This window comes from Streptosporangium sp. NPDC000396 (assembly GCF_042898655.1).
In the GTDB taxonomy this organism is placed as follows: Bacteria; Actinomycetota; Actinomycetes; order Streptosporangiales; family Streptosporangiaceae; genus Streptosporangium.
Genome location: NZ_JBIAZA010000035.1, coordinates 92676 through 112372, shown reverse-complemented (window position 1 = coordinate 112372; position 19697 = coordinate 92676). Strand labels below are relative to the sequence as shown.

Annotated in this window: 20 protein-coding genes and 4 tRNA genes; 11 read left to right on the top strand and 13 right to left on the bottom strand. The window is 69.5% G+C overall.

Going from position 1 to position 19697, the window contains the following annotated elements:
* Positions 1-68: 68 nt before the first annotated feature.
* Both ACFY2X_RS39555 and ACFY2X_RS39550 read right to left on the bottom strand, forming a co-directional pair.
* The gene (locus tag ACFY2X_RS39555) at positions 69-1265 is read right to left on the bottom strand and encodes a serine hydrolase domain-containing protein (RefSeq protein ID WP_389948228.1); all 1197 of its coding nucleotides are present in this window, start codon (positions 1263-1265) and stop codon (positions 69-71) included.
* Between the two features lie 66 nt (positions 1266-1331).
* A complete protein-coding gene (locus ACFY2X_RS39550; RefSeq protein WP_389948226.1) occupies positions 1332-2324 on the bottom strand; it encodes a hypothetical protein in 993 nt (330 codons plus the stop codon).
* A gap of 264 nt (positions 2325-2588) precedes the next feature.
* Between ACFY2X_RS39550 and ACFY2X_RS39545 the strand changes: the two genes are divergently transcribed.
* Positions 2589-3314 (top strand): helix-turn-helix domain-containing protein, encoded by a 726-nt coding sequence (locus ACFY2X_RS39545; RefSeq protein ID WP_389948224.1) that lies wholly within the window; start codon positions 2589-2591, stop codon positions 3312-3314.
* A gap of 275 nt (positions 3315-3589) precedes the next feature.
* Here the strand turns inward: ACFY2X_RS39545 and ACFY2X_RS39540 are convergent, their stop codons facing one another.
* The gene (locus ACFY2X_RS39540; protein WP_389948222.1) at positions 3590-4183 is read right to left on the bottom strand and encodes an MBL fold metallo-hydrolase; all 594 of its coding nucleotides are present in this window, start codon (positions 4181-4183) and stop codon (positions 3590-3592) included.
* Between the two features lie 66 nt (positions 4184-4249).
* On the opposite strand from ACFY2X_RS39540, the gene ACFY2X_RS39535 reads away from it, so the two are divergent.
* A complete protein-coding gene (locus ACFY2X_RS39535) occupies positions 4250-5188 on the top strand; it encodes a GlxA family transcriptional regulator (protein ID WP_389948220.1) in 939 nt (312 codons plus the stop codon).
* Here the strand turns inward: ACFY2X_RS39535 and ACFY2X_RS39530 are convergent.
* The 4 genes from ACFY2X_RS39530 to ACFY2X_RS39515 form a co-directional block, all read right to left on the bottom strand.
* On the bottom strand, positions 5175-5396 hold the full coding sequence (locus tag ACFY2X_RS39530) for a DUF6879 family protein (RefSeq protein WP_389948217.1): 222 nt from the start codon (positions 5394-5396) through the stop codon (positions 5175-5177). The two genes, ACFY2X_RS39535 and ACFY2X_RS39530, sit on opposite strands and share 14 nt — an antisense overlap.
* A 131-nt stretch (positions 5397-5527) precedes the next feature.
* Positions 5528-5602 (bottom strand) — tRNA-Val (locus tag ACFY2X_RS39525).
* Positions 5603-5616: 14 nt separating this feature from the next.
* A tRNA-Cys gene (locus ACFY2X_RS39520) sits at positions 5617-5687 on the bottom strand.
* 24 nt (positions 5688-5711) lie between these two features.
* Positions 5712-5783: transfer RNA gene (locus ACFY2X_RS39515), tRNA-Gly, on the bottom strand.
* A gap of 270 nt (positions 5784-6053) precedes the next feature.
* On the opposite strand from ACFY2X_RS39515, the gene hutH reads away from it, so the two are divergent.
* On the top strand, positions 6054-7601 hold the full coding sequence (gene hutH / locus ACFY2X_RS39510) for a histidine ammonia-lyase (RefSeq protein ID WP_389948215.1): 1548 nt from the start codon (positions 6054-6056) through the stop codon (positions 7599-7601).
* On the opposite strand, the gene ACFY2X_RS39505 is transcribed toward hutH, so the two are convergent.
* Entirely contained in the window at positions 7582-8790 is a 1209-nt protein-coding gene (locus ACFY2X_RS39505; RefSeq protein WP_389948213.1) for an NAD(P)-binding domain-containing protein, read from the bottom strand. The genes hutH and ACFY2X_RS39505 overlap by 20 nt on opposite strands.
* Before the next feature lie 73 nt (positions 8791-8863).
* Between ACFY2X_RS39505 and ACFY2X_RS39500 the strand changes: the two genes are divergently transcribed.
* Genes ACFY2X_RS39500 through ACFY2X_RS39490 form a run of 3 tightly spaced genes read left to right on the top strand, consistent with a single transcriptional unit; the run spans position 8864 to position 11614 of the window.
* Positions 8864-9751 carry a LysR family transcriptional regulator gene (locus ACFY2X_RS39500; RefSeq protein WP_389948211.1) on the top strand — a complete coding sequence of 296 codons (888 nt, stop codon included), beginning with the start codon at positions 8864-8866 and terminating at the stop codon, positions 9749-9751.
* A gap of 4 nt (positions 9752-9755) precedes the next feature.
* Positions 9756-10787: a chorismate-binding protein gene (locus tag ACFY2X_RS39495; RefSeq protein ID WP_389948209.1), complete on the top strand. Its 1032-nt coding sequence runs from the start codon at positions 9756-9758 to the stop codon at positions 10785-10787.
* Complete coding sequence (locus tag ACFY2X_RS39490) at positions 10784-11614, top strand: aminotransferase class IV (protein ID WP_389948207.1); 831 nt, start codon at positions 10784-10786, stop codon at positions 11612-11614. Before ACFY2X_RS39495 ends, ACFY2X_RS39490 begins: the two co-directional genes overlap by 4 nt.
* 4 nt (positions 11615-11618) lie before the next feature.
* On the opposite strand, the gene ACFY2X_RS39485 is transcribed toward ACFY2X_RS39490, so the two are convergent.
* Positions 11619-13013, bottom strand: coding sequence for an LVIVD repeat-containing protein (locus ACFY2X_RS39485; RefSeq protein WP_389948205.1), 1395 nt, complete (start codon positions 13011-13013; stop codon positions 11619-11621).
* Between the two features lie 79 nt (positions 13014-13092).
* Here ACFY2X_RS39485 and ACFY2X_RS39480 point away from each other — a divergent pair, with 79 nt between their 5' ends.
* Complete coding sequence (locus ACFY2X_RS39480) at positions 13093-13689, top strand: DUF305 domain-containing protein (protein ID WP_389948203.1); 597 nt, start codon at positions 13093-13095, stop codon at positions 13687-13689.
* A 55-nt stretch (positions 13690-13744) separates the two neighbouring features.
* Here ACFY2X_RS39480 and ACFY2X_RS39475 read toward each other — a convergent pair whose 3' ends face one another.
* Positions 13745-14161, bottom strand: a complete 417-nt coding sequence (locus ACFY2X_RS39475) for an SsgA family sporulation/cell division regulator (protein WP_089210725.1) — start codon at positions 14159-14161, stop codon at positions 13745-13747.
* A gap of 458 nt (positions 14162-14619) precedes the next feature.
* Between ACFY2X_RS39475 and ACFY2X_RS39470 the strand changes: the two genes are divergently transcribed.
* From ACFY2X_RS39470 to ACFY2X_RS39460, 3 genes are all read left to right on the top strand, one after another.
* A tRNA-Val gene (locus ACFY2X_RS39470) sits at positions 14620-14691 on the top strand.
* A 618-nt stretch (positions 14692-15309) separates the two neighbouring features.
* Positions 15310-15957: a DUF4232 domain-containing protein gene (locus ACFY2X_RS39465; RefSeq protein ID WP_389948202.1), complete on the top strand. Its 648-nt coding sequence runs from the start codon at positions 15310-15312 to the stop codon at positions 15955-15957.
* A gap of 133 nt (positions 15958-16090) precedes the next feature.
* Entirely contained in the window at positions 16091-16987 is an 897-nt protein-coding gene (locus ACFY2X_RS39460) for an LLM class F420-dependent oxidoreductase (RefSeq protein ID WP_389948201.1), read from the top strand.
* On the opposite strand, the gene ACFY2X_RS39455 is transcribed toward ACFY2X_RS39460, so the two are convergent.
* The 3 genes from ACFY2X_RS39455 to dapD all read right to left on the bottom strand — a co-directional run bounded on the left by ACFY2X_RS39455 (position 16971) and on the right by dapD (position 18935).
* Entirely contained in the window at positions 16971-17234 is a 264-nt protein-coding gene (locus ACFY2X_RS39455; protein ID WP_389948200.1) for a hypothetical protein, read from the bottom strand. The genes ACFY2X_RS39460 and ACFY2X_RS39455 overlap by 17 nt on opposite strands.
* A 43-nt stretch (positions 17235-17277) precedes the next feature.
* Positions 17278-17892: a hypothetical protein gene (locus ACFY2X_RS39450; protein ID WP_389948199.1), complete on the bottom strand. Its 615-nt coding sequence runs from the start codon at positions 17890-17892 to the stop codon at positions 17278-17280.
* A 65-nt stretch (positions 17893-17957) separates the two neighbouring features.
* Complete coding sequence (gene dapD / locus ACFY2X_RS39445; RefSeq protein WP_389948198.1) at positions 17958-18935, bottom strand: 2,3,4,5-tetrahydropyridine-2,6-dicarboxylate N-succinyltransferase; 978 nt, start codon at positions 18933-18935, stop codon at positions 17958-17960.
* A 93-nt stretch (positions 18936-19028) separates the two neighbouring features.
* Between dapD and ACFY2X_RS39440 the strand changes: the two genes are divergently transcribed.
* Entirely contained in the window at positions 19029-19634 is a 606-nt protein-coding gene (locus ACFY2X_RS39440) for a glycoside hydrolase family 25 protein (protein ID WP_389948197.1), read from the top strand.
* The last annotated feature ends 63 nt before the right edge of the window (positions 19635-19697 follow it).

Sequence of the window (19697 nt, the reverse complement as noted above, 5' to 3'; positions counted from 1 at the left end):
CATCCCCAGAACCGGGAAGGGCAGGGGCGGCACCTTCCTGGGCCGCCCCGAGCCCTACCGCGTGGCGGCTATCGGGACCCGGCCGGGCAGAACTCGGCGTCGAGCACGTCGGTGAAGACGCTCAGGCCGCTCCAGTCGCCGTTGACCTGGCTGGTGAGCAGGTGCTTGCCGTCGCGGGAGCCCATGGCGTAGGTCCAGGAGCCGTAGGTGGCACCGCCATTGCCCCAGACCGCGACGCCGCACGACAGCTTCTGGGTGAAGACGCCCAGTCCGTAGCGGGTGCCGGGGATCCACGGGTGGGCCTTGCCGTTCACGCTGGTGTCGACGGGGTTGGCGAACATCTCGTGCTGCTGGGCGGGCGGCAGCAGGCGTCCGCCCAGCAGCGCGCTGAAGAAGCGCTGGAGGTCACCGGTGGTCGAGACGATGCCGCCGGCCGCCCAGGCGAAGGACTGGTTCATCTCGGTCGCGTTGTGGATCTTGGGGTTGGGGTCCTGGGAGAACAGGGTGGAGTAGTGCCGCGGGTGAGTGCCGCGGATCTTCGCCTCACTTCCCGGCAGGTAGGTTCCGGTCAGGCCGAGCGGGCGGATGATGCGCTGGTGCAGCTCCTGGGCGTAGGTCTTTCCGGTCGCCTTTTCGATGATCATGGCGGCCAGGTAGTAGTTGGTGTTGGAGTAGCCGAAGCCCTTGCCCGGATCGAAGTAGGGCCCGGCGGCGTTGGCCAGGCCGATCTTCACCAGCTGCTCGGGGGTGTAGGAGTCGTAGCGGTGCTCGTACCAGGCCTCACCTACGCCCTTGGCGAAGAATTCCTCGTCGTTGCCGTAGTTGAAGATCCCGCTGCTGTGGTTGAGCAACATGCGGATGGTGATCTTGCTGCCGTCGTAGCCGTTGCCCTGGACAAGGCCGGGCAGCCACTTCTCCACGGTGTCGTCGAGCTTCAGCTTCCGCTCCGCGACCAGTTGCAGGACCACAGTGGCGGTGAAGGTCTTGGTGGTGCTCCCGATGCGGAACCGCTCGCGCTGCTGCCGCTTGCGGCCGGTCGTGGTGTCGGCCACGCCCGCCGAGCCGAACCATCTGCCGCGGCGGTCACGGACCTCGGCGACCATGCCGGGGGCGCCCCCCTCGGCCACGGCAGCGTCGAGGGCGCGCTGCATCGCGGGGTGACCGGGCGCGGTGTCCGCGGATGCTGCGGGGGTCGCCACCGTGGACGCCGTCACGGCCAACGCGGCGATGAGCAGCCCTGCCTTAACAGAAAGAGTTCTGGTCATTTCAGTTCCTTTCAGCAAGATCGAGCCCACCTGAGCCCGATCACATATCGGGTCAAGCGGAGGTTCTTAGCGCGCCATCTGGCGATGCCGCACAGGCTCGGCCGTAGTCGCGGAGACTCGTTTGGCGGCGGCGATCACCCCTGCGGCGGCCAGCGCGGTGATCAGCGCCAGCGCGGCGAAGGCGGCGAGGGTCGGGGCGTCGGGGTGGATCAGGGACTGGCCGCGTCCGACCTGCCAGGTCACGACCGCGACCAGCCCGGCGTAGCCGAAGGCGGCGACGCCGACCAGGCGGGCGCGCACCTTCTCATCGCGCAGCCAGGCGCGCTTGGCGGCCAGGGCGGTCAGCACCGCGGCGAGCAGGAGGAGCGCCTGGATGCCGTGCAGGGCGAAGAAGTGCGGTACCCGGAAGTCGCCGCCGGTCACGCTCCAGCCGGTCAGGGGCATGCCGTGGCCGTCGGGGTCGCCGACGCCGTGGCCCTGGTACATCGGGACCTGGGCGCCGTTGGCGTCGGTCACCGTGCGGGGGTGGATCTCGGTGACCATCCAGTAGACAGGCACGAGCATGCCGTAGACGGCCAGGGCGAGTCCGGCGCGGATGGCCCGGTTCAGCGCGGCGCCGCCGGTGCGCTGGATCAGCACGACGATCGCCAGGACCAGTTGCGTGATGAGGATGATCATTACGCCGTAGGTGAGGACGGGTACCAGAGCCAGGGTGACGGGGTCGCTCTGGCTGGCGTTGAAGTGGCTGATGGTGCCGCGCGCCGCCTGGATCGTGATGGCGCCGACCTCGATGATCGCGGTCAGAGCGAAGACGGTGCCGACCCACCAGCCCAGCCGCTTTCCCTTGCTCAGCTTGGTCAATAGCCACGCCAGCGTGCCGGCGTAGAGGGCGAAGGCGAAGCCGAACTTGAGCGGCTTGACCCACACCGACTCATCCAGCAGGGTCCGGCCGTCCACCACGAGCCCGACGCCGGCGGCCGGCACGAGGCCCAGCATGAGGGTCGCGCAGACCACCAGCGGGCGGTGCCAGGTGCGCAAGGGGGTGAGGAAGGAAGTCATGAGGGGGCTCCGATCACGGCGACGAGCCGCCCTCGTCCGGGGGCTCCGACCACGTCGCTTGTTTGCGAATGACTAAAAGCTAATTTGCTTTCATAAATTTGTCAATCTAGAAAATAGTGAAAATCGCGAACTTGCAGGTAAAGGCCATCAAGTCTTGCAATGATGATGAAGGCGAATGCAAGTCCAGTCTCGACTTGTTTGCAATGGAGTGCCTGCGAACGCAATACTGGCCACACCAGAAGACGTGACACGGAGGCAAGACCGATGCCCGGAGGCAGACTGACCCACCAGGACCGGCAGAAGATCGCCGAGGGACTGGCCGAAGGACTCACCTACACCGAGATCGCCGGCGCTCTGGACAGGCCCATCTCCACCATCACCCGGGAGGTGGCCCGCAACGGCGGCCCCGGCGGCTACCGGGCCGACCAGGCACAGCAGGCGACCCAAGGGCGCGCTCGCCGCCACAAGCCGACCTCGGCCAAGGCCCCGCCTGCCGCAGTCGACGCGCACGGGCGCGACCCCGAGGCGGTTCACGAGCTGGAGGAACAGTTCACCGCGATGATGGTCGGCACGGGTCTGTCACGGATGACGGCCCGGGTGCTCACCTGCCTGTACGTCACCGACAGCGGAAGTCTGACCGCCGCCGAGCTCGCCCGGCGCCTCCAGGTCAGCCCCGCCTCCATCTCCAAGGCCGTCGGCGAACTCGAACAGCAGGAGCTGATACGCCGCGAACGCGACCCCCGCCGGCGGCGCGACCGCTACGTCATCGACGCGGACGCCTGGTTCCGCGGCTGGATGGCCAGCGCCCGCCAGAACGCCATGCTGGCCGACTTCGCCCGTCAAGGCGCCCAGATCCTCGGCGCAACCACACCCGCCGGCTCCCGGCTGCAGGACATCGGCCACTTCTTCGAGCACGTCGGTCAGACCATGATCCAGGCGGCCGAGGAGTGGCGGCAGGCCTATGCCGCGAAGCGCGCCGCACACGGCTAGCACGGCGCGGCGATGCACCAGAAGTTACTCTCCTCAGAAACCACCGGTTGTGACGGCCGCCGGAACTGGTCGCATCTCGCGAAAGTCCCCTCAGAACCGGGGGTTGTTCCGCCGTCCTCGTTCCCCGGCTCGAGCCCTTGTCCGGCGAGGCGGTAGGACGGGGTACCGGTTTCGATGATGTTGCCGCCGAAGGTGGGCCGGTCGATGATGGCGGCGCCAGAGGCGGGGGTCGGTGAAGGTCTTGGTCCGGTCGTAGGCCTTGGCGTTCCCGGGTGTCAGCGCGGCGTGGTCGCAGTCGGGGCGAAGGGTGCGCCATGGCCGGGGACGATGAGGTCGGCGATGGCCAGCACGCGCTCCCGGCTGGCCCGGAGGACGTGGCGGTCGATGGTGACCGGGTCGTCGGCGGGGCCGTCGGCCCGCCACCACAGGTCGCCCGCGAAGGCCACGACACCCTCGGCGGTACCGGCCAGGAGGGTGATGTCCTCGGTGCTGTGGCCGGGAGTGGCGATCAGCTTGATGGAGGGGGAGAACTCGTGGCCCTCGGCGTCCCGATCCGTCCACTCATGGCCCCGGTAGATCGCCTTGTGGTCATGGACCCGGGCCTGGCCGAACAGGCCGACGTTGAGGGTGTTGTCGGGGTGGTGGTGGCTGAGCACCACGTCGGTGATGTCGTCTGTGGTGAGGCCGAGGCCGGCGAGCGCGTCGGTGATCACGGACTGGCTCGCGACCATGCCGGGGTCCACCACGATTTTGAGGTCGCCCTCGGTGATGTAGGACACGGTTGCGGCTACGCCGGGTCCCGTGGAGGTTGTGTAGCCGGTGGCGAGGATATGGAAGGCGGCCGAGCGGCCGCTGGGTGCGTCGGTCATGGAAAGCAGTCTGACGGCGGCGCGATCGCTCCAACAGTGGCTGAAATACTCATTATCGTGGGTTTCGTGCCAGAGTTTCGGTCGGTCGCCGCCTATGCCCCGCAGGGGGTCACCGCGCTGGGCTTGGGCGTCGTGAACGAGATCTTCCGCCGCCCCGGGTTCGATTTCGTCATCTGTGCCGAGCGGCCCGGTACGCTGCGCACCGATCTCGGTCTGCCCCTGCCGGTCGAGCACGGCCTGGACCGGCTCGCCGGTGCGGATCTGGTGCTGGCTCTGCCGGGGGTGGAGTTTCGCGCGGATCCGCCGCGGGCGGTTCTTGCCGCCTTGTGCGCCGCGTATGGCAGGGGAGCGATCATCGCCGCGCACTGTGTCGGCTCGTTCCTGCTGGCCGCCGCCGGGTTGCTGGATGGGCTGGAGGCGACCACCCACTGGCGTTTCGCCGCCGATCTGGCCGCCCGCCATCCGGCCGTGCGGGTCCGTCCCGAGTCCCTCTATGTCGACCAGGGCCGCATCGTCACCGGTGCGGGTGCCGTGGCGGGTATCGATCTTTGCCTCTACCTGATCCGTCGCGAGCACGGTGCCGGGCGAGCCAACGCGATCGCCCGCGACCTGGTGACCACGCCTTACCGCAGCGGTGGTCAGCGGCAGTACCTGCCCGCGCCCGTCCCGGACGATGGTGATGACGAGCGTCTGTCCGAGGTGATCGCCTGGGCCAGGGCCGGGCTGGACCGCCGGATCTCCGTCGACGATCTCGCCGCCCGCGCTCTGATGAGCCGCCGTTCCTTCGCCCGTCGTTTCAAGGCCGCCACCGGCACGACCCCGCACGCCTGGCTGCTGGCCCAGCGGCTGAACCTCGCCGAGGAGCTCCTGGAGACCACCGATCTATCGGTCGAGAACATCGCTCACCAGGTCGGCTATCGCAGCGCCGCGGTGTTCCGGGAGCAGTTCGCGCTCCGCCGCGGCGTGCCGCCCCGCGACTACCGCCGGGCCTTCAGGCAGCGCTGAAACCTGGAAACGGCGCAGGCCGCTCGGCCGCCACTCGATCGAGGTAATGAATCTGATCACCAGCGGGGATGCTGTGGCGGTCTACCGCCATGCCGAACCGGGTGTAGTCGGAGATCGGATTCGTCTGGATGTTTCGCTGCGTGCGGAGAACAGTCAAGTCCCTTTGGGGGAACGCCCAAGCGGGTCGAGGGTCGTCGCGGGTCGGCACAACACCAGCACCGAGACCGGCAACAGCCCGGAACAACGGACACCGGCCAGAAAACCAGAAGGCCGCCAAAGCCCCCGAATTGGGACCTTGACGGCCATTCGACCTGGTCAGCCCATAGATGTCATGGGCGGTGGTGGACGATACTGGGATTGAACCAGTGACCTCTTCCGTGTCAGGGAAGCGCTCTCCCGCTGAGCTAATCGTCCTCGCTGAAAACCAGAGGTGGAGACGGGATTTGAACCCGTGTACACGGCTTTGCAGGCCGTTGCCTCGCCTCTCGGCCACTCCACCGAGTGAGGGCCGGAGCCCCTTCCGAGCGGAAGACGGGATTCGAACCCGCGACCCTCACCTTGGCAAGGTGATGCTCTACCACTGAGCCACTTCCGCATGTGTCACCCGGGAGGTGCCCCGGGCTCACGGGTAGAACTCTAGCGAATACTCGCCGACTCCCCAAACCGGAGCGTGTCAGCCCGCCTGTCGTGCGAATAGTTTCGCTCAAATGTTCGATGAGTTGCCCGACCGTACCCAATTTCGGCGCCGGCCAGTGTGGCGGGCGGTGAAAATTACCTAATCGGGCATGAAAGTCATAGCGGCGATCTTTACCTGTAAGGGGCTAACATCGCATACGCCAGTTACCTAGCGCGAGAGAGTGACACCATGGGCGACAACGCGGTCGTGAACATCGGGCCGGAGCCGCTGAGCTTCGACGAGGTCATCAGGGTGGCCCGGTACGGTGCCCCCGTACGTCTCACCGACGACGCCGTGGCGGCCATGGCCGCGGCCCGCACCCGTGTCGACGAACTCGCCGAGAGCCCCACCCCCGCCTACGGGGTGTCGACCGGCTTCGGCGCCCTGGCCACCCGGCACATCGACCCCTCGCTCCGCGCCCAGCTGCAGCGCTCCCTGGTCCGGTCGCACGCTGCCGGGTCGGGCCCGGAGGTGGAGACCGAGGTCACCCGGGCGCTGATGCTGCTGCGCCTGCACACCCTCGCCACCGGCCACACCGGTGTGCGCCCGAAGACCGCCAAGGTGCTGGAAAGCCTGCTCAACGCGCAGATCACCCCCGTAGTGCACGAGTACGGCAGCCTCGGCTGCTCGGGCGACCTCGCGCCGCTCTCCCACGTGGCGCTCACGATCATGGGCGAGGGCGTCGTCCGTGACGCGTCCGGAGAGCGCGTGGACGCCGCCGAGGCACTCAAGCGGGCGGGCATCGAGCCCGTCGAGCTGGCCGCCAAGGAAGGGCTCGCGCTCATCAACGGCACCGACGGCATGCTCGGCATGCTGATCCTGGCCATGGAGGACCTCGACCGGCTGTTCAAGACCGCCGACATCAGCGCGGCCATGAGCGTGGAGGCGCTGCTCGGCACCGACCGCGTCTTCGCCGCCGACCTGCAGGACCTGCGCCCGCACCCGGGCCAGGCCGCCAGCGCCGCCAACCTGCGGGCCCTCCTGGCCGGTTCCGGGATCATGGACTCCCACCGGGACGGCTCCTGCACCCGAGTCCAGGACGCCTACTCCCTGCGCTGTGCCCCGCAGGTCGCCGGGGCCGCCCGCGACACCCTCGCGCACGCGGCCTCGGTCGCCGCGCGGGAGCTCGCCTCCGCGATCGACAACCCCGTGGTCCTGGCCGACGGCCGGGTGGAGTCCAACGGCAACTTCCACGGTGCCCCCGTGGGTTACGTGCTCGACTTCCTCGCCATCGTGGTCGCCGACGTGGCGAGCATGTCCGAGCGCCGCACCGACCGCATGCTCGACGTGGCCCGCAGCCACGGCCTGCCCGCCTTCCTCGCCGACGACCCCGGCGTCGACTCCGGGCACATGATCGCCCAGTACACCCAGGCGGCGATCGTCTCCGAGCTCAAGCGCCTGGCCGCGCCCGCGAGCGTGGACTCCATCCCGAGCTCCGCCATGCAGGAGGACCACGTCTCCATGGGCTGGTCCGCCGCGCGCAAGCTGCGCCGCGCGGTCGACGGCCTCACCCGGGTCCTCGCGATCGAGGTCCTCACCGCGGCCCGCGCGCTCGACCTGCGCGCGCCGCACCGGCCCGCCCCCGCGACCGGAGCCGTGGTGGCCTCCCTGCGCGAGACCGTCCCCGGCCCCGGCCCGGACCGCTTCCTCGCCCCGGAGATCGAGTCGGTGGTCCAGCTCGTCGCGGGCAACGCGATCGTCGCCGCGGCGGAGTCGGTCACCGGCTCGCTGGCATAGCGGCGATCACCTCCACCTCGATCAGCAGCCCCGGCCGGAACAACCGTGACACCTCCACGGTCGTGCTGGCCGGGGGCTGTCCGGTGAAATAGCGGCTCCGGACGCTCCCGTACTCGTGCAGCAGCGACATGTCGGTCAGGTGCGTCCGGATATGGGTCACGTCGTCGAAGGTGCACCCCTGGTCGGCGAGGATGCGCGCCAGGAGCTCCATCACGTGTTCCGACTGGCGCCTCATGTCGCCCTCGCCGACCACCCGCCCCTCGGCGTCCAGCGCCACCTGGCCGGAGACGAACAGCAGGTCCCCCGCCCTGGCGGCGTGGGAGTAGTAGCCGTTGGTCGCCGGGACCGACGCCGGGTTCAGCTTCTCCACCCGGGGGCGGCGCGCCGTGCCCACGTGCCCGAAGACGGCCGTCAGGTCCGCCTCGCCCAGCCCGGCGGCGGAGGCGTCCAGAAGCCTGTCCCTGGCCGCCGCGGCGAGTGTCTGCCTTTCGTGCGAGGCCAGCACCAGGTCCTTGGCCGCCAGGCCGAGGGCGTAGCGCGTCGCCGGCGGGCCGTTCTCGACAACCGGGCGGACCCGCTCGACGAGCGTTCCCAGCGGGGTCCCGCCGAGCACGTCGAGCAGCGCCCCGGTGTCCACGCCGGTCGCCTCGGCGTAGGCGACGGTCTCGGCGAGCAGCACCTGGGCGGGAACCAGCGCGCTCATCACCGCCAGCTTCATCGCTGCTCCCGCACCCGGCCCGCCTGCCTCCCGGACCTGGCCGAACACCTCCAGCACCGCACGGCAGCGCGCCAGATCCCCGGGCAGACCACCGGCCAGCACCGTCAGCGTGCCGTCCGCCGCGGGCTGCACGCTGCCCAGCACGGGCGCGTCCACCAGGCCCACCTGTGAGGGAAGCCGGTCACGGAGTTCGGCCACCGCCTCGGGCCCGATCGTGGACATCTCCACGACCAGCGCTCCGGAACGCAGGCCGGGCGCCGCGTCCGCGAGCACCCGCTTCACCGCCGTGGGGTCGCTGAGCATCGTGATGACCACATCAGCGCCGGCCACGGCCTCGGCCGGCGACGCCGCGGCGGCGGCCCCCTCGACCGTTCGGGGGGTGCGGTTCCACACCGTCACCTTGTGCCCGGCCTCCACGAGCCGCCGAGCCATGGGGGCGCCCATATGTCCCAAACCAAGAAAAGAAATCATGGTCTTCACCGTAGGAAGTCCCGAGGTATTCCACCAGCGACTAGTTTTCATATGAGCCATGCGAAGGAGGAATGTGTTCGACGCTGACGCGCTGCGACTGCTGGACGCCGTGGCCCGGACCGGCTCTTTCACCGGGGCGGCGGCCCTGCTGAACTACACCCAGTCCGCGGTCTCCCGGCGCATCGCCTCCCTCGAACAGCAGGCGGGCGGCCCGCTGTTCGAGCGGCTCGCCCGCGGCGTACGGCTGACGCCCGCCGGTGAGGCGCTCCACCACCACGCGCTGGTCGTCCTGAACCAGCTGGCCAGGGCGGAGGAGGAGCTGGCCGGCATCCATGGCGGCTACCGGGGACGGCTGCGCGTCGGCGCGTTCGCCACCGCCAACGTCGCCCTGGTCCCGGGCGCTCTGCGGGCCTTCCGCCGGGAGTTCCCCGAGGTCGAGCTCGTCCCGGTCGAGGGCCCCAGCGGAGGCCTGCTGCGCCGGATGCGTGAAGGAAGCCTGGACGTCGCCGTGATCAGCGACTACCCGTCCGGCCTGCCGTACGACGACGAGGTGGAGCTCGTCGAGCTGGTGGTCGACGAGCTGATGGTCGTGCTCCCCCGCGACCATCGGCTGGCGGAGGGGGAGAGGGTCGATCTGCGGGAGCTGCGCGAGGAGACCTGGATCGAGGCGCCCCCGCCCGGCCGGACGACCATGCTCGCCGAGGCCTGCGCCCGTGCGGGATTCGCCCCCCGCGCCACGGTCAGGATCAGCGAGTGGACGGGCAAGTTCGGGTTCGTCGCGGCGGGGCTCGGCGTCACGCTGGTGCCCGCCATCGCCGCGCGGGCCGTCCCGCCGGAGCTCGTGCTGCGCTCCCTGGGCGACCTCGCCCCGCGCCGGACCGTTTACGCCGCCCTGCCGCACACGATTCTGCCCGCAGCCCGGACGCTGGTGCGTTACCTGAGCGAGGCAGCGGGACAATAGCGGAGTGCACGACTCATTTGTCCACGTAAGTGGCTATTTGGCCACCCAGCTCCGCGACGTCACCACCGACCTGGCCGCGCTCGACGGCGAGGGGTGGTGGGCGGTCGTGGTCGATTACGAGGGCAAGGTCACGTGCGCCAGGTTCGACGACGTCCGGCTCGCGCCGCTGCCCGCGCCGCGCGGCACCTGGCGCGGGCCGCACCCGTCGTCGTGGCGCAGCTCGCTGGATCAGGCCGCCTATGAGAACGGCGTGCGCCGCATCCGTGACTACATCGAGCGGGGCGAGGTCTACCAGGCCAACCTGTGCCGGGTGCTGTCCGCGCCGCTGCCCGGGGAGCCCGGGGAGGCGGACCCGCTGGCGCTGGCCGTACGGCTGGCGGAGGGCAACCCCGCCCCCTACGCCGCCACGGTGAGCCTGCCCGGTTTGAGCGTGGTGTCGGCCTCTCCGGAGCTCTACCTGTCCAGGGACGGCGACGTGATCGAGTCCAGGCCGATCAAGGGGACCGGGGTCGTCGCGGGGGACCTGCTGGAGAAGGACTACGCCGAGAACGTGATGATCGTCGATCTGGTCCGCAACGACCTGGGCCGGGTCGCCGAGGTCGGCTCGGTGAGCGTGCCCGCGCTCTGCGAGGTCGAGGAGCATCCGGGCCTGGTGCACCTGGTCTCCACGGTCCGGGCCCGGCTCGCGCCGGAGTTCGGGTGGCCTGAGCTGCTTTCTGCAACATTTCCTCCCGGTTCCGTGACCGGTGCCCCAAAATATTCTGCCTTGCGCATCATCAATGAGCTCGAACCCGAGCCGCGCGGGCCGTACTGTGGAGCCGTGGGCTGGGTCGACGCCGACCGTCGCCGAGCGTCGCTGGCCGTGGGCATCCGCACTTTCTGGCTCTCATCCGATGAGATCCACTTCGGCACGGGCGCGGGCATCACCTGGGGCAGCGATCCACGGCGTGAGTGGTTCGAGACCGAGTTGAAGGCCTCGCGGCTCATCGCCCTCGCTTCCACGTCAGGTTCAGCAGGTTCAGGAGGAACTGCATGAAAGTGCCCGTATGGGTCAACGGGAAACTTATTCAACCGGAGCAGGCCACCGTCTCGGTGTTCGACCACGGCCTGATGGTCGGGGACGGCGTGTTCGAGACCGCCAAATGCGAGAACGGCGCGGCCTTCGCGCTCACCCGTCACCTGGATCGGCTCCGGCTCTCGGCCCAGCGCATGGACCTGCCCGAGCCGGACGTCGAGGCGATCGCCGCGGGCGTGCGGGCCTGCCTGGCCGAGGCGCCCCCATGGCGGCTCGGCCGGATCCGCATCACCTACACCAGCGGTCCCGGCCCGCTCGGCTCCGACCGCGGGGACCAGGGCTGCACCAGCGTGGTGATCGTCGACGAGCAGAAGCCGTTCCCGGCCACCGCCGACGTCACCGTCGTGCCCTGGCCGCGCAACGAGCGCGGCGCGCTCGCCGGGGTGAAGAGCACCTCCTACGGCGACAACGCCAAGGCTCTCTTCTACGCCAAGGCCAGGGGCGGCGGCGAGGCGATCTTCGAGAACCTGGCGGGGAACCTCTGCGAGGGCACCGGCAGCAACATCTTCATCGTCCGCGACGGCCGGCTGATCACCCCCACACTGGCCTCCGGCTGCCTGGCCGGGGTCACCCGCGCGCTGGTGCTCGAGTGGTGCGGCGGCTCCGAGGAGGACGTCCCGCTGTCGGCCCTCTACGAGGCCGAAGAGGCGTTCCTGACCTCCACCACCCGCGACATCCAGCCGATCCGCGCGGTCGACCAGACCGTGCTGCCGGTCGCGCCCGGCCCGATCACCGCCAAGGCGATGGAGGTCTTCGCCGAGCGGAGCGCCGCCGACCTCGACCCGTGACGGGTCACTCCGGGTAGGACACCTGGGTCTGGGCGTTCAGCTCCTTCAGCGTGACCCTCTTGGCCGGGTCGGTCAGCGGGTCGTCGATCCGGAGCACGTCCAGGCCCTTGGTGATGTCGCTGGAGTAGATGTAGCCGTTGTAGTAGTAGGCCGACCACGAACCGCCGACCCCGTTGACGGGGCCGCGCTCGAAGAAGCCGATCTCCCGCGGCTTCTCCGGGTCGGTGAAGTCCCAGATCGACACCCCGCCCTGATACCAGGACTGGACCATGACGTCCTTGCCGGGGATCGGCAGCAGCGCCCCGTTGTGCGCGACGCAGTTCTCGTCGGGCTGCTGCTCCCTGGGGATCTTGAAGTAGCCGCGGAGCTTGAGCGTGCGGTCCGCGGTGAGGTCGTACACGGCGCTTGCCCCGTGGTTCTTCGGGGTGGAGGAGTCACAGGTCGCGCCTATTCCGCCGCCCAGCTCGTCGCCGAAGACCACCTTGGTGGCGGTGTTGTCGAAGGTGGCCGAGTGCCAGATCGAGAAATTCTCCTCGTCACGCACGTGCTGGAGCACCTTGGGATTCACCCGGTCGGAGATGTCCAGCAGGATTCCGTCGCCGAAGCAGGCGGCCGCCGCCAGGTTCTTCTCGGGATAGGCCGTGATGTCGTGGCAGCCGCCGAGGCCGTCCGTGTAGTCCCCGATCTTCCGGGCCCTCCCGCCGTCCCCGCCGGACAGCACGGGCTGTGACACCACCTTGGCGCCGGCCGGGTTCTTGATGGGCACCTCGACCACGGAGATGGTGTTGTGAGGGGCCGGGCAGGTCCTCGACTGGGGGATCGGGCCGGGGGAGGAGACGTAGAGGTAGATCGTGCCGTCGTCCTTGCCCGGGACGAGGGTGTGAGTGTGGGAGCCGCACTCGGTGCGGACCGCCGAGACGAAGGTGGGGTGGGTCTTGTCGGTGATGTCGAAGATCCGGATGCCTTCCCAGCCCTCGCCCTGCCCGCCTCGTCTGCTCTCGCACTCCGGGCCGCCGCGGGGTGAGTCGACGGACAGGAACAGCAGGTTCCCGCTCACCGACACGTCGTTCTGCTCACCGGGACAGAGCACCCGGCTGACCACGGCCGGCTTGGCCGGATCGGAGACGTCGAACACGCTGAAGCCGTCGTAGTTGCCGACGAACACGTGGTCGTCCTGGAAGGCCAGGTCGGTACCCCACGCCTGGGGTCCGTCGAGCGGTGCCTGCAGCGGCACGTTGGCCACGTGTGTGACGTTGGCGCTGTGCATGACGTCCCCGGAGCCGGCCGGGCTCGCCGAGGCGGCGGTGGGGGCGGCCTGGGGGGCCGAAGGTTCGGGATCCGCGGCGCATCCGGCTACCAGGAGCAGTGCCGCCAGTCCGAACGCCGCGATCGATCGCACAGTGCCCCCATTGAGGTAGTCGTCTTGCCCCATTATTGGGCTTATGCGATGGATGTGCGGGCCGTATGAGGTTATCGCCATGATCTTGATGGCATCGCTCCTGGCGGGCTGCGCGGGCAGCGAGACCGGGCAGCGGACCCCGCTGGTCGCGGGCACCGGAGCACCGGTGATCATCCCGGGCGGCCCGGGTGAGGCCGGCCGTACGGCGAAGCCGGGCGAGCGCCTCGGCGAATCCGAGGCCCAGGTGACGGGAGCGGACGTGCGGTTCGCCGAGGGCATGATCCCGCATCACCGGCAGGCGCTGGAGATGGCGGCCCTGGTCGCCCCTCGATCGTCGTCCCGGGCTCTGCGGACGCTCGCCGAGCGGATCACCGTCGCGCAGCGGGCCGAGATCGCGGCCATGACGTCATGGCTGAAAGCGGTGGGCAGGACCTGGGAGGGGCATGACGACCACACCGTCACCCAGGAACAGATGAACCGGCTCAGGGCCGCCAGGGGAGCCGCCTTCGACAGGCTCTTCCTGAGTTTGATGATCACTCATCACCAGGCGGCGCTGGAGATGGCCAGGCGGCAGCTCCAGGACGGTACGGACCGGACCATGCTGGCCACCGCCAAGGACGTCCTCTCCGGGCAGGGTGTCGAGATCGCCCGGATGCGCGAGCTGCTCGGCGGCTGAGACCGCGCTCCGGGAGCGCGGTGCCGCCACACCCGGCCTGGAGGGAGCCGGCCGGTCAGGAACTCCAGAGCATGTTGCTGAGCTCGGCGTCGAGGTCCATGAAGTCGGTCTCGCGACCGGCTGGAACCAGTTCGTAGGTCCGGTGCAGGAACTCCGTGAGGGGAGCCAGCGGCACCTCGAACAGGGCCTGTCCAAACGGTGACGTGAGACTGATGTGCAGGGTGCGCTCGCCGTCGGCGCGCGCCGGCCACACCTGGACGTCTCCGTCACCAACTCGCCGCACGATGCCGACTGTCAGCAACTCGCGAGCGAAGATCCACTCGACCGGTTCGTCGTTCCCCACGTGAAAAGCCATTCGGATCGCGTAAGGATCGTCGGCCGTGTAGCTCAGTCCGGCGAGCAGGGGGACGGTAGTACGGTCGGGGACCACAAGCCGAAGGCCCAGCTCGGCAGAGACGGTGGAGCTGTTCATCGTCAGCCAAACCTTTTTCGTCGTCGGTCCCCTCTTCGGGGCTTTCACTGCTCGGACGGACTCTGTCCCGAGCTAAGACGCGGAACAAAGAAACCTGTAGGAAAGATTCCGCCTCCAGGCCCTTCTGTAACACACATCACAGCGCGACATTTAGGCATCTACCTGGCTAAACATCACCAACAGGGCCTTATTTACAAGGGTTTTGCGTATCGTTTTGGTCACCGTCGACTCCCCTAGGGGGGCGTCTCGGGCATACGGGTCTAGCTTGGGTCGTACGGTGTGTCTTCGGATGAGGACGATGGTATGACACCGTACCGCCCCGCTGGACGCATCCTCAGGCCTTTGGTCTCCGGTTGTGTCGCCCTCAAGATCATCTTCCCTTGAAGGCGTCACTTCGCCAGCGGCTCCAGATTGCTGTATGGTTTTCCACGTCGGCACCGCAAGGAGCCAGACAGGGCGGGCGATTAGCTCAGCGGGAGAGCGCTTCGTTCACACCGAAGAGGTCACTGGTTCGATCCCAGTATCGCCCACAAGGTAAGGGCCCGGAGGTTGTCAACAATCTCCGGGCTTTTTACTGTTCCGGGCCGTTCGGTACCAGATTTTGAGACGGGATCTTGGGATCCGCTCCCCGCGGCATGGTTTCGCTCCCTCGTCGCCATCACGCCCTCGCTTCCGCCGGCGGCGAACCCCGCCCGGCCAAGGGTGGCGGTGACGATCGATTCGCGGCCGTTCCGTCTCCGGGTCGTCCCGGGACGCCGTCCGATGATCCACTCCGGGGCGCCGGGCGGGTCAGGGCCTCGGTCCGAGGCGTGGTGGCGCCGTCCCTCCAAACTCACGCCACCACGCCCGCCTGACGGGCCTCACCGGCTGGGTGCCGCCTTGGAGGGCCCGAGCCTCATGAAAACGGCCAGACGGAGGTCTCACGCGCCTCCAGCGGCCGTCCGGTGGGGCGGTTTGACGAAGGAACGTCCGGCTTCCGCCCTCACACCACAACTCATACACCCTGGTCCGGCTATATGCGGGTCCAACACGCGGGTGACGTGTGCCCGAGCCCTCCGCCGCCGAGGTCCGGCAAGCAGTGATCGCCGGAGGAAGGGCCGCGTGGCGATCAGGCGAACAAAATCCATGCGACGCGCGTCTGAAAAGCTATGAAACGGATCAGCAGGGCGGGGCGGCTTTCGGCCGTTTCCTTTGTGACGGCGGGGGTGCTGGCGGCGGGCGTGGCGTGTGCCGCACCCGGGCGGCTCGGGCCGGACGGCGCGCCGGCGGGCTCCGCCCTCGCGAAACCTCCAGGACGTACGGCGGTCGCGGATCCGGCCCCCAGGACGCGGGCCGGGGTCGAGGACGTGACGTTCAGGGCCGCGGGCTCCTCCACGGCGGAGGCGGTGAAACGCTGCCGTACGGAGGAACTCCGGGCGCGCGTGGGCACGGTGGACGCGGGAGCGGGGCAGCGGTATGCGCCGTTGGTGCTCACCAACACCTCCGCGAAGACCTGCTGGGTCTACGGCTTCGTCGGCCTGGTCATGTTCGACGGCAACGGCGACGCGCTGCGCACCAGGGCGCGCAGGCAGAACATCCGGCCGCAGAGGGTGACCCTGCGACCGGGCGCCGACGCCCACGCCCGGCTCCACTGGACCGTGATCCAGAGCGGGCGCGAAACCACCTGCCCGGCGTCGGCGCGACTGATGATCATTCCGCCGGACGAGGTCGCGCATCTTGAGATCCCCTTCACCGCCACGGTCTGTGACGACGGCCGTCTCGACGTCACGCCGATGGCGGCGGGCGCCCGTCTCTGAGACGAGCGGCGAGGGCTCAAGTCGGAGGGGGTATAGGCCAAGGGGGTGGCCGGGGCGCCAGGCCCGTGGCCGGGGCCGGCCGCCGGGTCGCGTCCTAGACTGGCCCGAACGACTAGAACGGAGTTCGGTAGTGATGCGAATCGGGCTGCTTCTCGACCAGTTAGAGGGACCGGACGCGCTGGACAGGCTTCAGGAGCGGATCGCCCGGGCGGCCGACGACGGCTTCTCCTCGGCCTGGATGTCCAACATCTTCGGCCTCGACGCACTGACCGCGCTCGCCGTGGCCGGCCGCCAGGTGCCGGGGATCGAGCTCGGCACAGCCGTCGTCCCCACCTACCCGCGTCATCCGGCGGTGCTCGCCCAGCAGGCGCTCACGGTCAACACCGCCCTGCGGGGGCGGCTGGCGCTCGGCATCGGCCTGTCGCACCAGATCGTGATCGAGAACATGTACGGCTACAGCTTCGACAAGCCGGCCCGGCACATGCGTGAGTACCTGTCCGTCCTGGTCCCGCTCGTGCGCGGGGAGCAGGTGGCGTTCGAGGGAGAGACCCTCAAGGCGCAGCTCGGGCTGACGACGCCGGGTGCGGGGGAGATGCCCGTGCTCATCGCCGCGCTGGCCCCGCGCATGCTCAGGCTGGCCGGGGAGATGGCCGACGGCACCGTGCTGTGGATGACCGGTCCCAGGACCGTGGCCCAGCACGTGGCGCCGGCCGTCACCGAGGCCGCGCGGGCCGCCGGGCGGCCCGCGCCGAGGATCGTCTGCGCGCTCCCGGTCTGCGTCACCGACGACGTCGAGGCCGCCAGGACCCGAGCCGGAGAGGTGTTCGAGATCTACGGCCAGCTGCCGTCCTACCGGGCGATGCTCGACAGGGAGGGCGCCGCGGGCCCAGCCGACGTGGCGATCGTCGGCGACGAGGGCGAGGTGTCCGCTCAGATCGAGTCGCTGGCCGAGGCCGGGGTCACCGACTTCGTCGCCGCCGAGTACAGCCCGGACGGCCGGACGCGGGAGTTCCTCAAGACCCTGCTCTGACCGGACCGGCCTTCATGATCGCCTTCTTGGACCGCCAGGACATGATGGACCAGGGGGCGAGCGCCGACAGGATCGAGCCGACCGACAGCACGGAGCCGATCGAGAACGCCGACGCGGCCGAGCCGATGGAGCCGATGGACAGCACCGAGCCCACGGACCCGATCGAGAGGATCGAGTTGGTCGAACCGATGGACAGGATCGAGTTGTCCGAGCGGATCGACCATAGCGAGTCATGATTTTTCGACATGACGGCAATCATGCTCCATCCCGCCTTCACGGATGCTCATGGATCAGGCGCCGAAGGCCGCCAGGGTCGCCCAGGCCGTACCGGCGCCGATGAGGGCTCCGGCGACGACCTGGGCCGGGGTGTGGTGCGTGAGCCGTACCCGGGCCCAGCACACCGTCGCCACGATCGGCGCGCCCACCCCGAGGGCCGGTACGGCCGGCAGCACGTGGGCGAGCACCACCACGGTGCCCGCCGACACCGCCGCGTGGAAGGAGATCTTCCACCAGAGCGTGATCGGCACCGTCACCGCCAGCGCGGCCAGCATCGCGGCCACCGTGGCGACCAGCAGCCTGGGCGCCCCCAGCCAGATCAGCAGCACCAGCGCGACGAGCACCGCCACGACCGCCACCAGCAGCGGTTTCGTCCGGCTCGCCCGGTCGACCAGGTGGTGGGAGTCCAGCCGTCCGGAGCGGACCCCGGCCAGGATCACCCCGGCCGGGACCCCGCCGCACAGCATCGAGGCCACCAGCCCCCACCCGGCGCCGGACCAGCCGTCCGTCACCAGCCCGACGAGCGGCGGCAACACGATGACCAGCACCTGCGGGGCGAAAAATCCGGTGAGCCATCGGGCGGCCACCGCCGCGACCCTCTCACCGCGCGCCGCTTTCCGACCGGTCATGCCACTCCTCAGGGGTACGAGGTTTGTGGATCAACCTTGTCAGATGCGCGGCCCGCTCCGGGCCGTCAGTCGTTGGCGTGCAGGATGCTGTTGAGCTCCACGCCGGTGCCCTCGCGGGGGACGACCTCGACGGCGCCGGAGACGGAGTTGCGGCGGAACAGCAGGCCGGACGCGCCGGAGAACTCGGCGGCCTTGACGACCTGGCCGTCGGGGAGGGTGACCTTGGTCCCGGCGGTGACGTAGAGGCCGGCCTCCACGACGCAGTCGTCGCCGAGGGAGATGCCGATGCCGCTGTTGGCGCCGAGCAGGCAGCGGCGCCCGACCGAGATGACCTGCTTGCCGCCGCCGGACAGGGTGCCCATGATCGAGGCGCCGCCGCCGACGTCGGAGCCGTCATCCACGACCACGCCCGCCGAGATGCGGCCCTCGACCATCGAGGTGCCCAGGGTCCCGGCGTTGAAGTTGACGAACCCCTCGTGCATCACCGTCGTGCCGCTGGCCAGATGCGCGCCGAGGCGGACGCGGTCGGCCTCGGCGATCCGGACGCCGCTGGGCACCACGTAGTCGATCATCCGCGGGAACTTGTCCACGCCGTAGACGGTCACCTGGCCACGGGCGCGCAGGCGCAGCCGTACCGTCTCGAAGTCCTCGACCGGGCACGGGCCGTGGTTGGTCCACACCACGTTGCTCAGCACGCCGAACAGGCCGTCCAGGTTCTGCCCGTGGGGCTGGACGAGACGGGCCGAGAGCAGGTGGAGACGGAGGTAGGCGTCGTGCGCGTCGGCGGGCGCCTCCGACAGCTTGGCGATCCCGGTGTACACCGCGACCACCTCCACGCCGCGGTCCTCGTCCGGGCCGAGCAGCGCGGTCACTCCGGAACCGAGCGCGCGGACGGCCTCTTCCTCGGTCAGGCGCCTGGTGCCCGGGTAGTCGGGCTCACCCAGCTGGGGGGAGGGGAACCAGGTGTCGAGCACGGTCCCGCCGGAGGTGATGGTCGCGATGCCGACGCCGTGGGCGCCGGTGGTCTGAGCTGCTGCGTTCACACCGGCCAAGCCTAGTCAAAGCCGCCGCAATGGCAGTACGCCGAGGGAGCGTTGGGCGTGTGCCCCGCATTCCCGATCAATAGCGTGGCCGCCATGTTGCACGGCATCGATGTGTCGAACTGGCAGGGCGCCGTCGACTGGGACCGTCACGCCAGGAACGGGGTCGCCTTCGCCTTCGCCAAGGCGACCGAGGGAGGTCGTTTCACCGACCGGTGGTTCGGCCGGAACTGGACGGGCATGCGGGAGAACTGGATGGTCTGCGGGGCCTACCACTTCGCCCGTCCCACCGGGGACCCGGAGGCCCAGGCGAACCACTTCCTGCAGGTCGTAGGGCAGGCAGGGGGACTACGCCGAGGCGATCTGCTCGCGCTCGACCTGGAGACCAGCGACCGTATGCCCCCTCACAAGGTGGCCCGTTTCGCCCGCCGCTGGTGCCAGGTGGTCACCGCGCAGGCCGAGGTGCGTCCGGTGGTCTACACGTATCTGACGTTCGCGCAGAAGGGCAACTGCGACGGTCTGGAGGGCTATCCGCTCTGGATCTCCGCGCCCGACCACCCCACGGGCAGGCCGGACGTTCCGGGGCCGTGGCGGAGATGGACCATTCACCAGCACTCCACCAGGCCCCTGGACCGCAACGTCTTCCTGGGCACCAGGGCCGAACTCACCTCACTGGGGTACCGCCGGCGCCGCAGCGCCTGAGATATTCCGTGGCGGACACCGGTAGCATCGATGGCTAGACCTAACCGTCGTCTTCTCTCAAGG

Excerpts from the sequence above, each read along its gene's own strand:
- ACFY2X_RS39475 (WP_089210725.1), bottom strand. The coding sequence starts at position 14,161 with ATGAACAGCTCCACCGTCTCTGCCGAGCTGGGCCTTCGGCTTGTGGTC.
- ACFY2X_RS39450 (WP_389948199.1), bottom strand. The coding sequence starts at position 17,892 with ATGACCGGTCGGAAAGCGGCGCGCGGTGAGAGGGTCGCGGCGGTGGCC.
- ACFY2X_RS39540 (WP_389948222.1), bottom strand. The coding sequence starts at position 4,183 with ATGACCGACGCACCCAGCGGCCGCTCGGCCGCCTTCCATATCCTCGCC.
- ACFY2X_RS39550 (WP_389948226.1), bottom strand. The coding sequence starts at position 2,324 with ATGACTTCCTTCCTCACCCCCTTGCGCACCTGGCACCGCCCGCTGGTG.
- ACFY2X_RS39465 (WP_389948202.1), top strand. The coding sequence starts at position 15,310 with ATGAAACGGATCAGCAGGGCGGGGCGGCTTTCGGCCGTTTCCTTTGTG.
- ACFY2X_RS39455 (WP_389948200.1), bottom strand. The coding sequence starts at position 17,234 with ATGTCGAAAAATCATGACTCGCTATGGTCGATCCGCTCGGACAACTCG.
- hutH (WP_389948215.1), top strand. The coding sequence starts at position 6,054 with ATGGGCGACAACGCGGTCGTGAACATCGGGCCGGAGCCGCTGAGCTTC.
- ACFY2X_RS39555 (WP_389948228.1), bottom strand. The coding sequence starts at position 1,265 with ATGACCAGAACTCTTTCTGTTAAGGCAGGGCTGCTCATCGCCGCGTTG.
- ACFY2X_RS39505 (WP_389948213.1), bottom strand. The coding sequence starts at position 8,790 with ATGATTTCTTTTCTTGGTTTGGGACATATGGGCGCCCCCATGGCTCGG.
- ACFY2X_RS39460 (WP_389948201.1), top strand. The coding sequence starts at position 16,091 with ATGCGAATCGGGCTGCTTCTCGACCAGTTAGAGGGACCGGACGCGCTG.
- ACFY2X_RS39440 (WP_389948197.1), top strand. The coding sequence starts at position 19,029 with ATGTTGCACGGCATCGATGTGTCGAACTGGCAGGGCGCCGTCGACTGG.
- ACFY2X_RS39545 (WP_389948224.1), top strand. The coding sequence starts at position 2,589 with ATGCCCGGAGGCAGACTGACCCACCAGGACCGGCAGAAGATCGCCGAG.
- ACFY2X_RS39480 (WP_389948203.1), top strand. The coding sequence starts at position 13,093 with ATGATCTTGATGGCATCGCTCCTGGCGGGCTGCGCGGGCAGCGAGACC.
- ACFY2X_RS39490 (WP_389948207.1), top strand. The coding sequence starts at position 10,784 with ATGAAAGTGCCCGTATGGGTCAACGGGAAACTTATTCAACCGGAGCAG.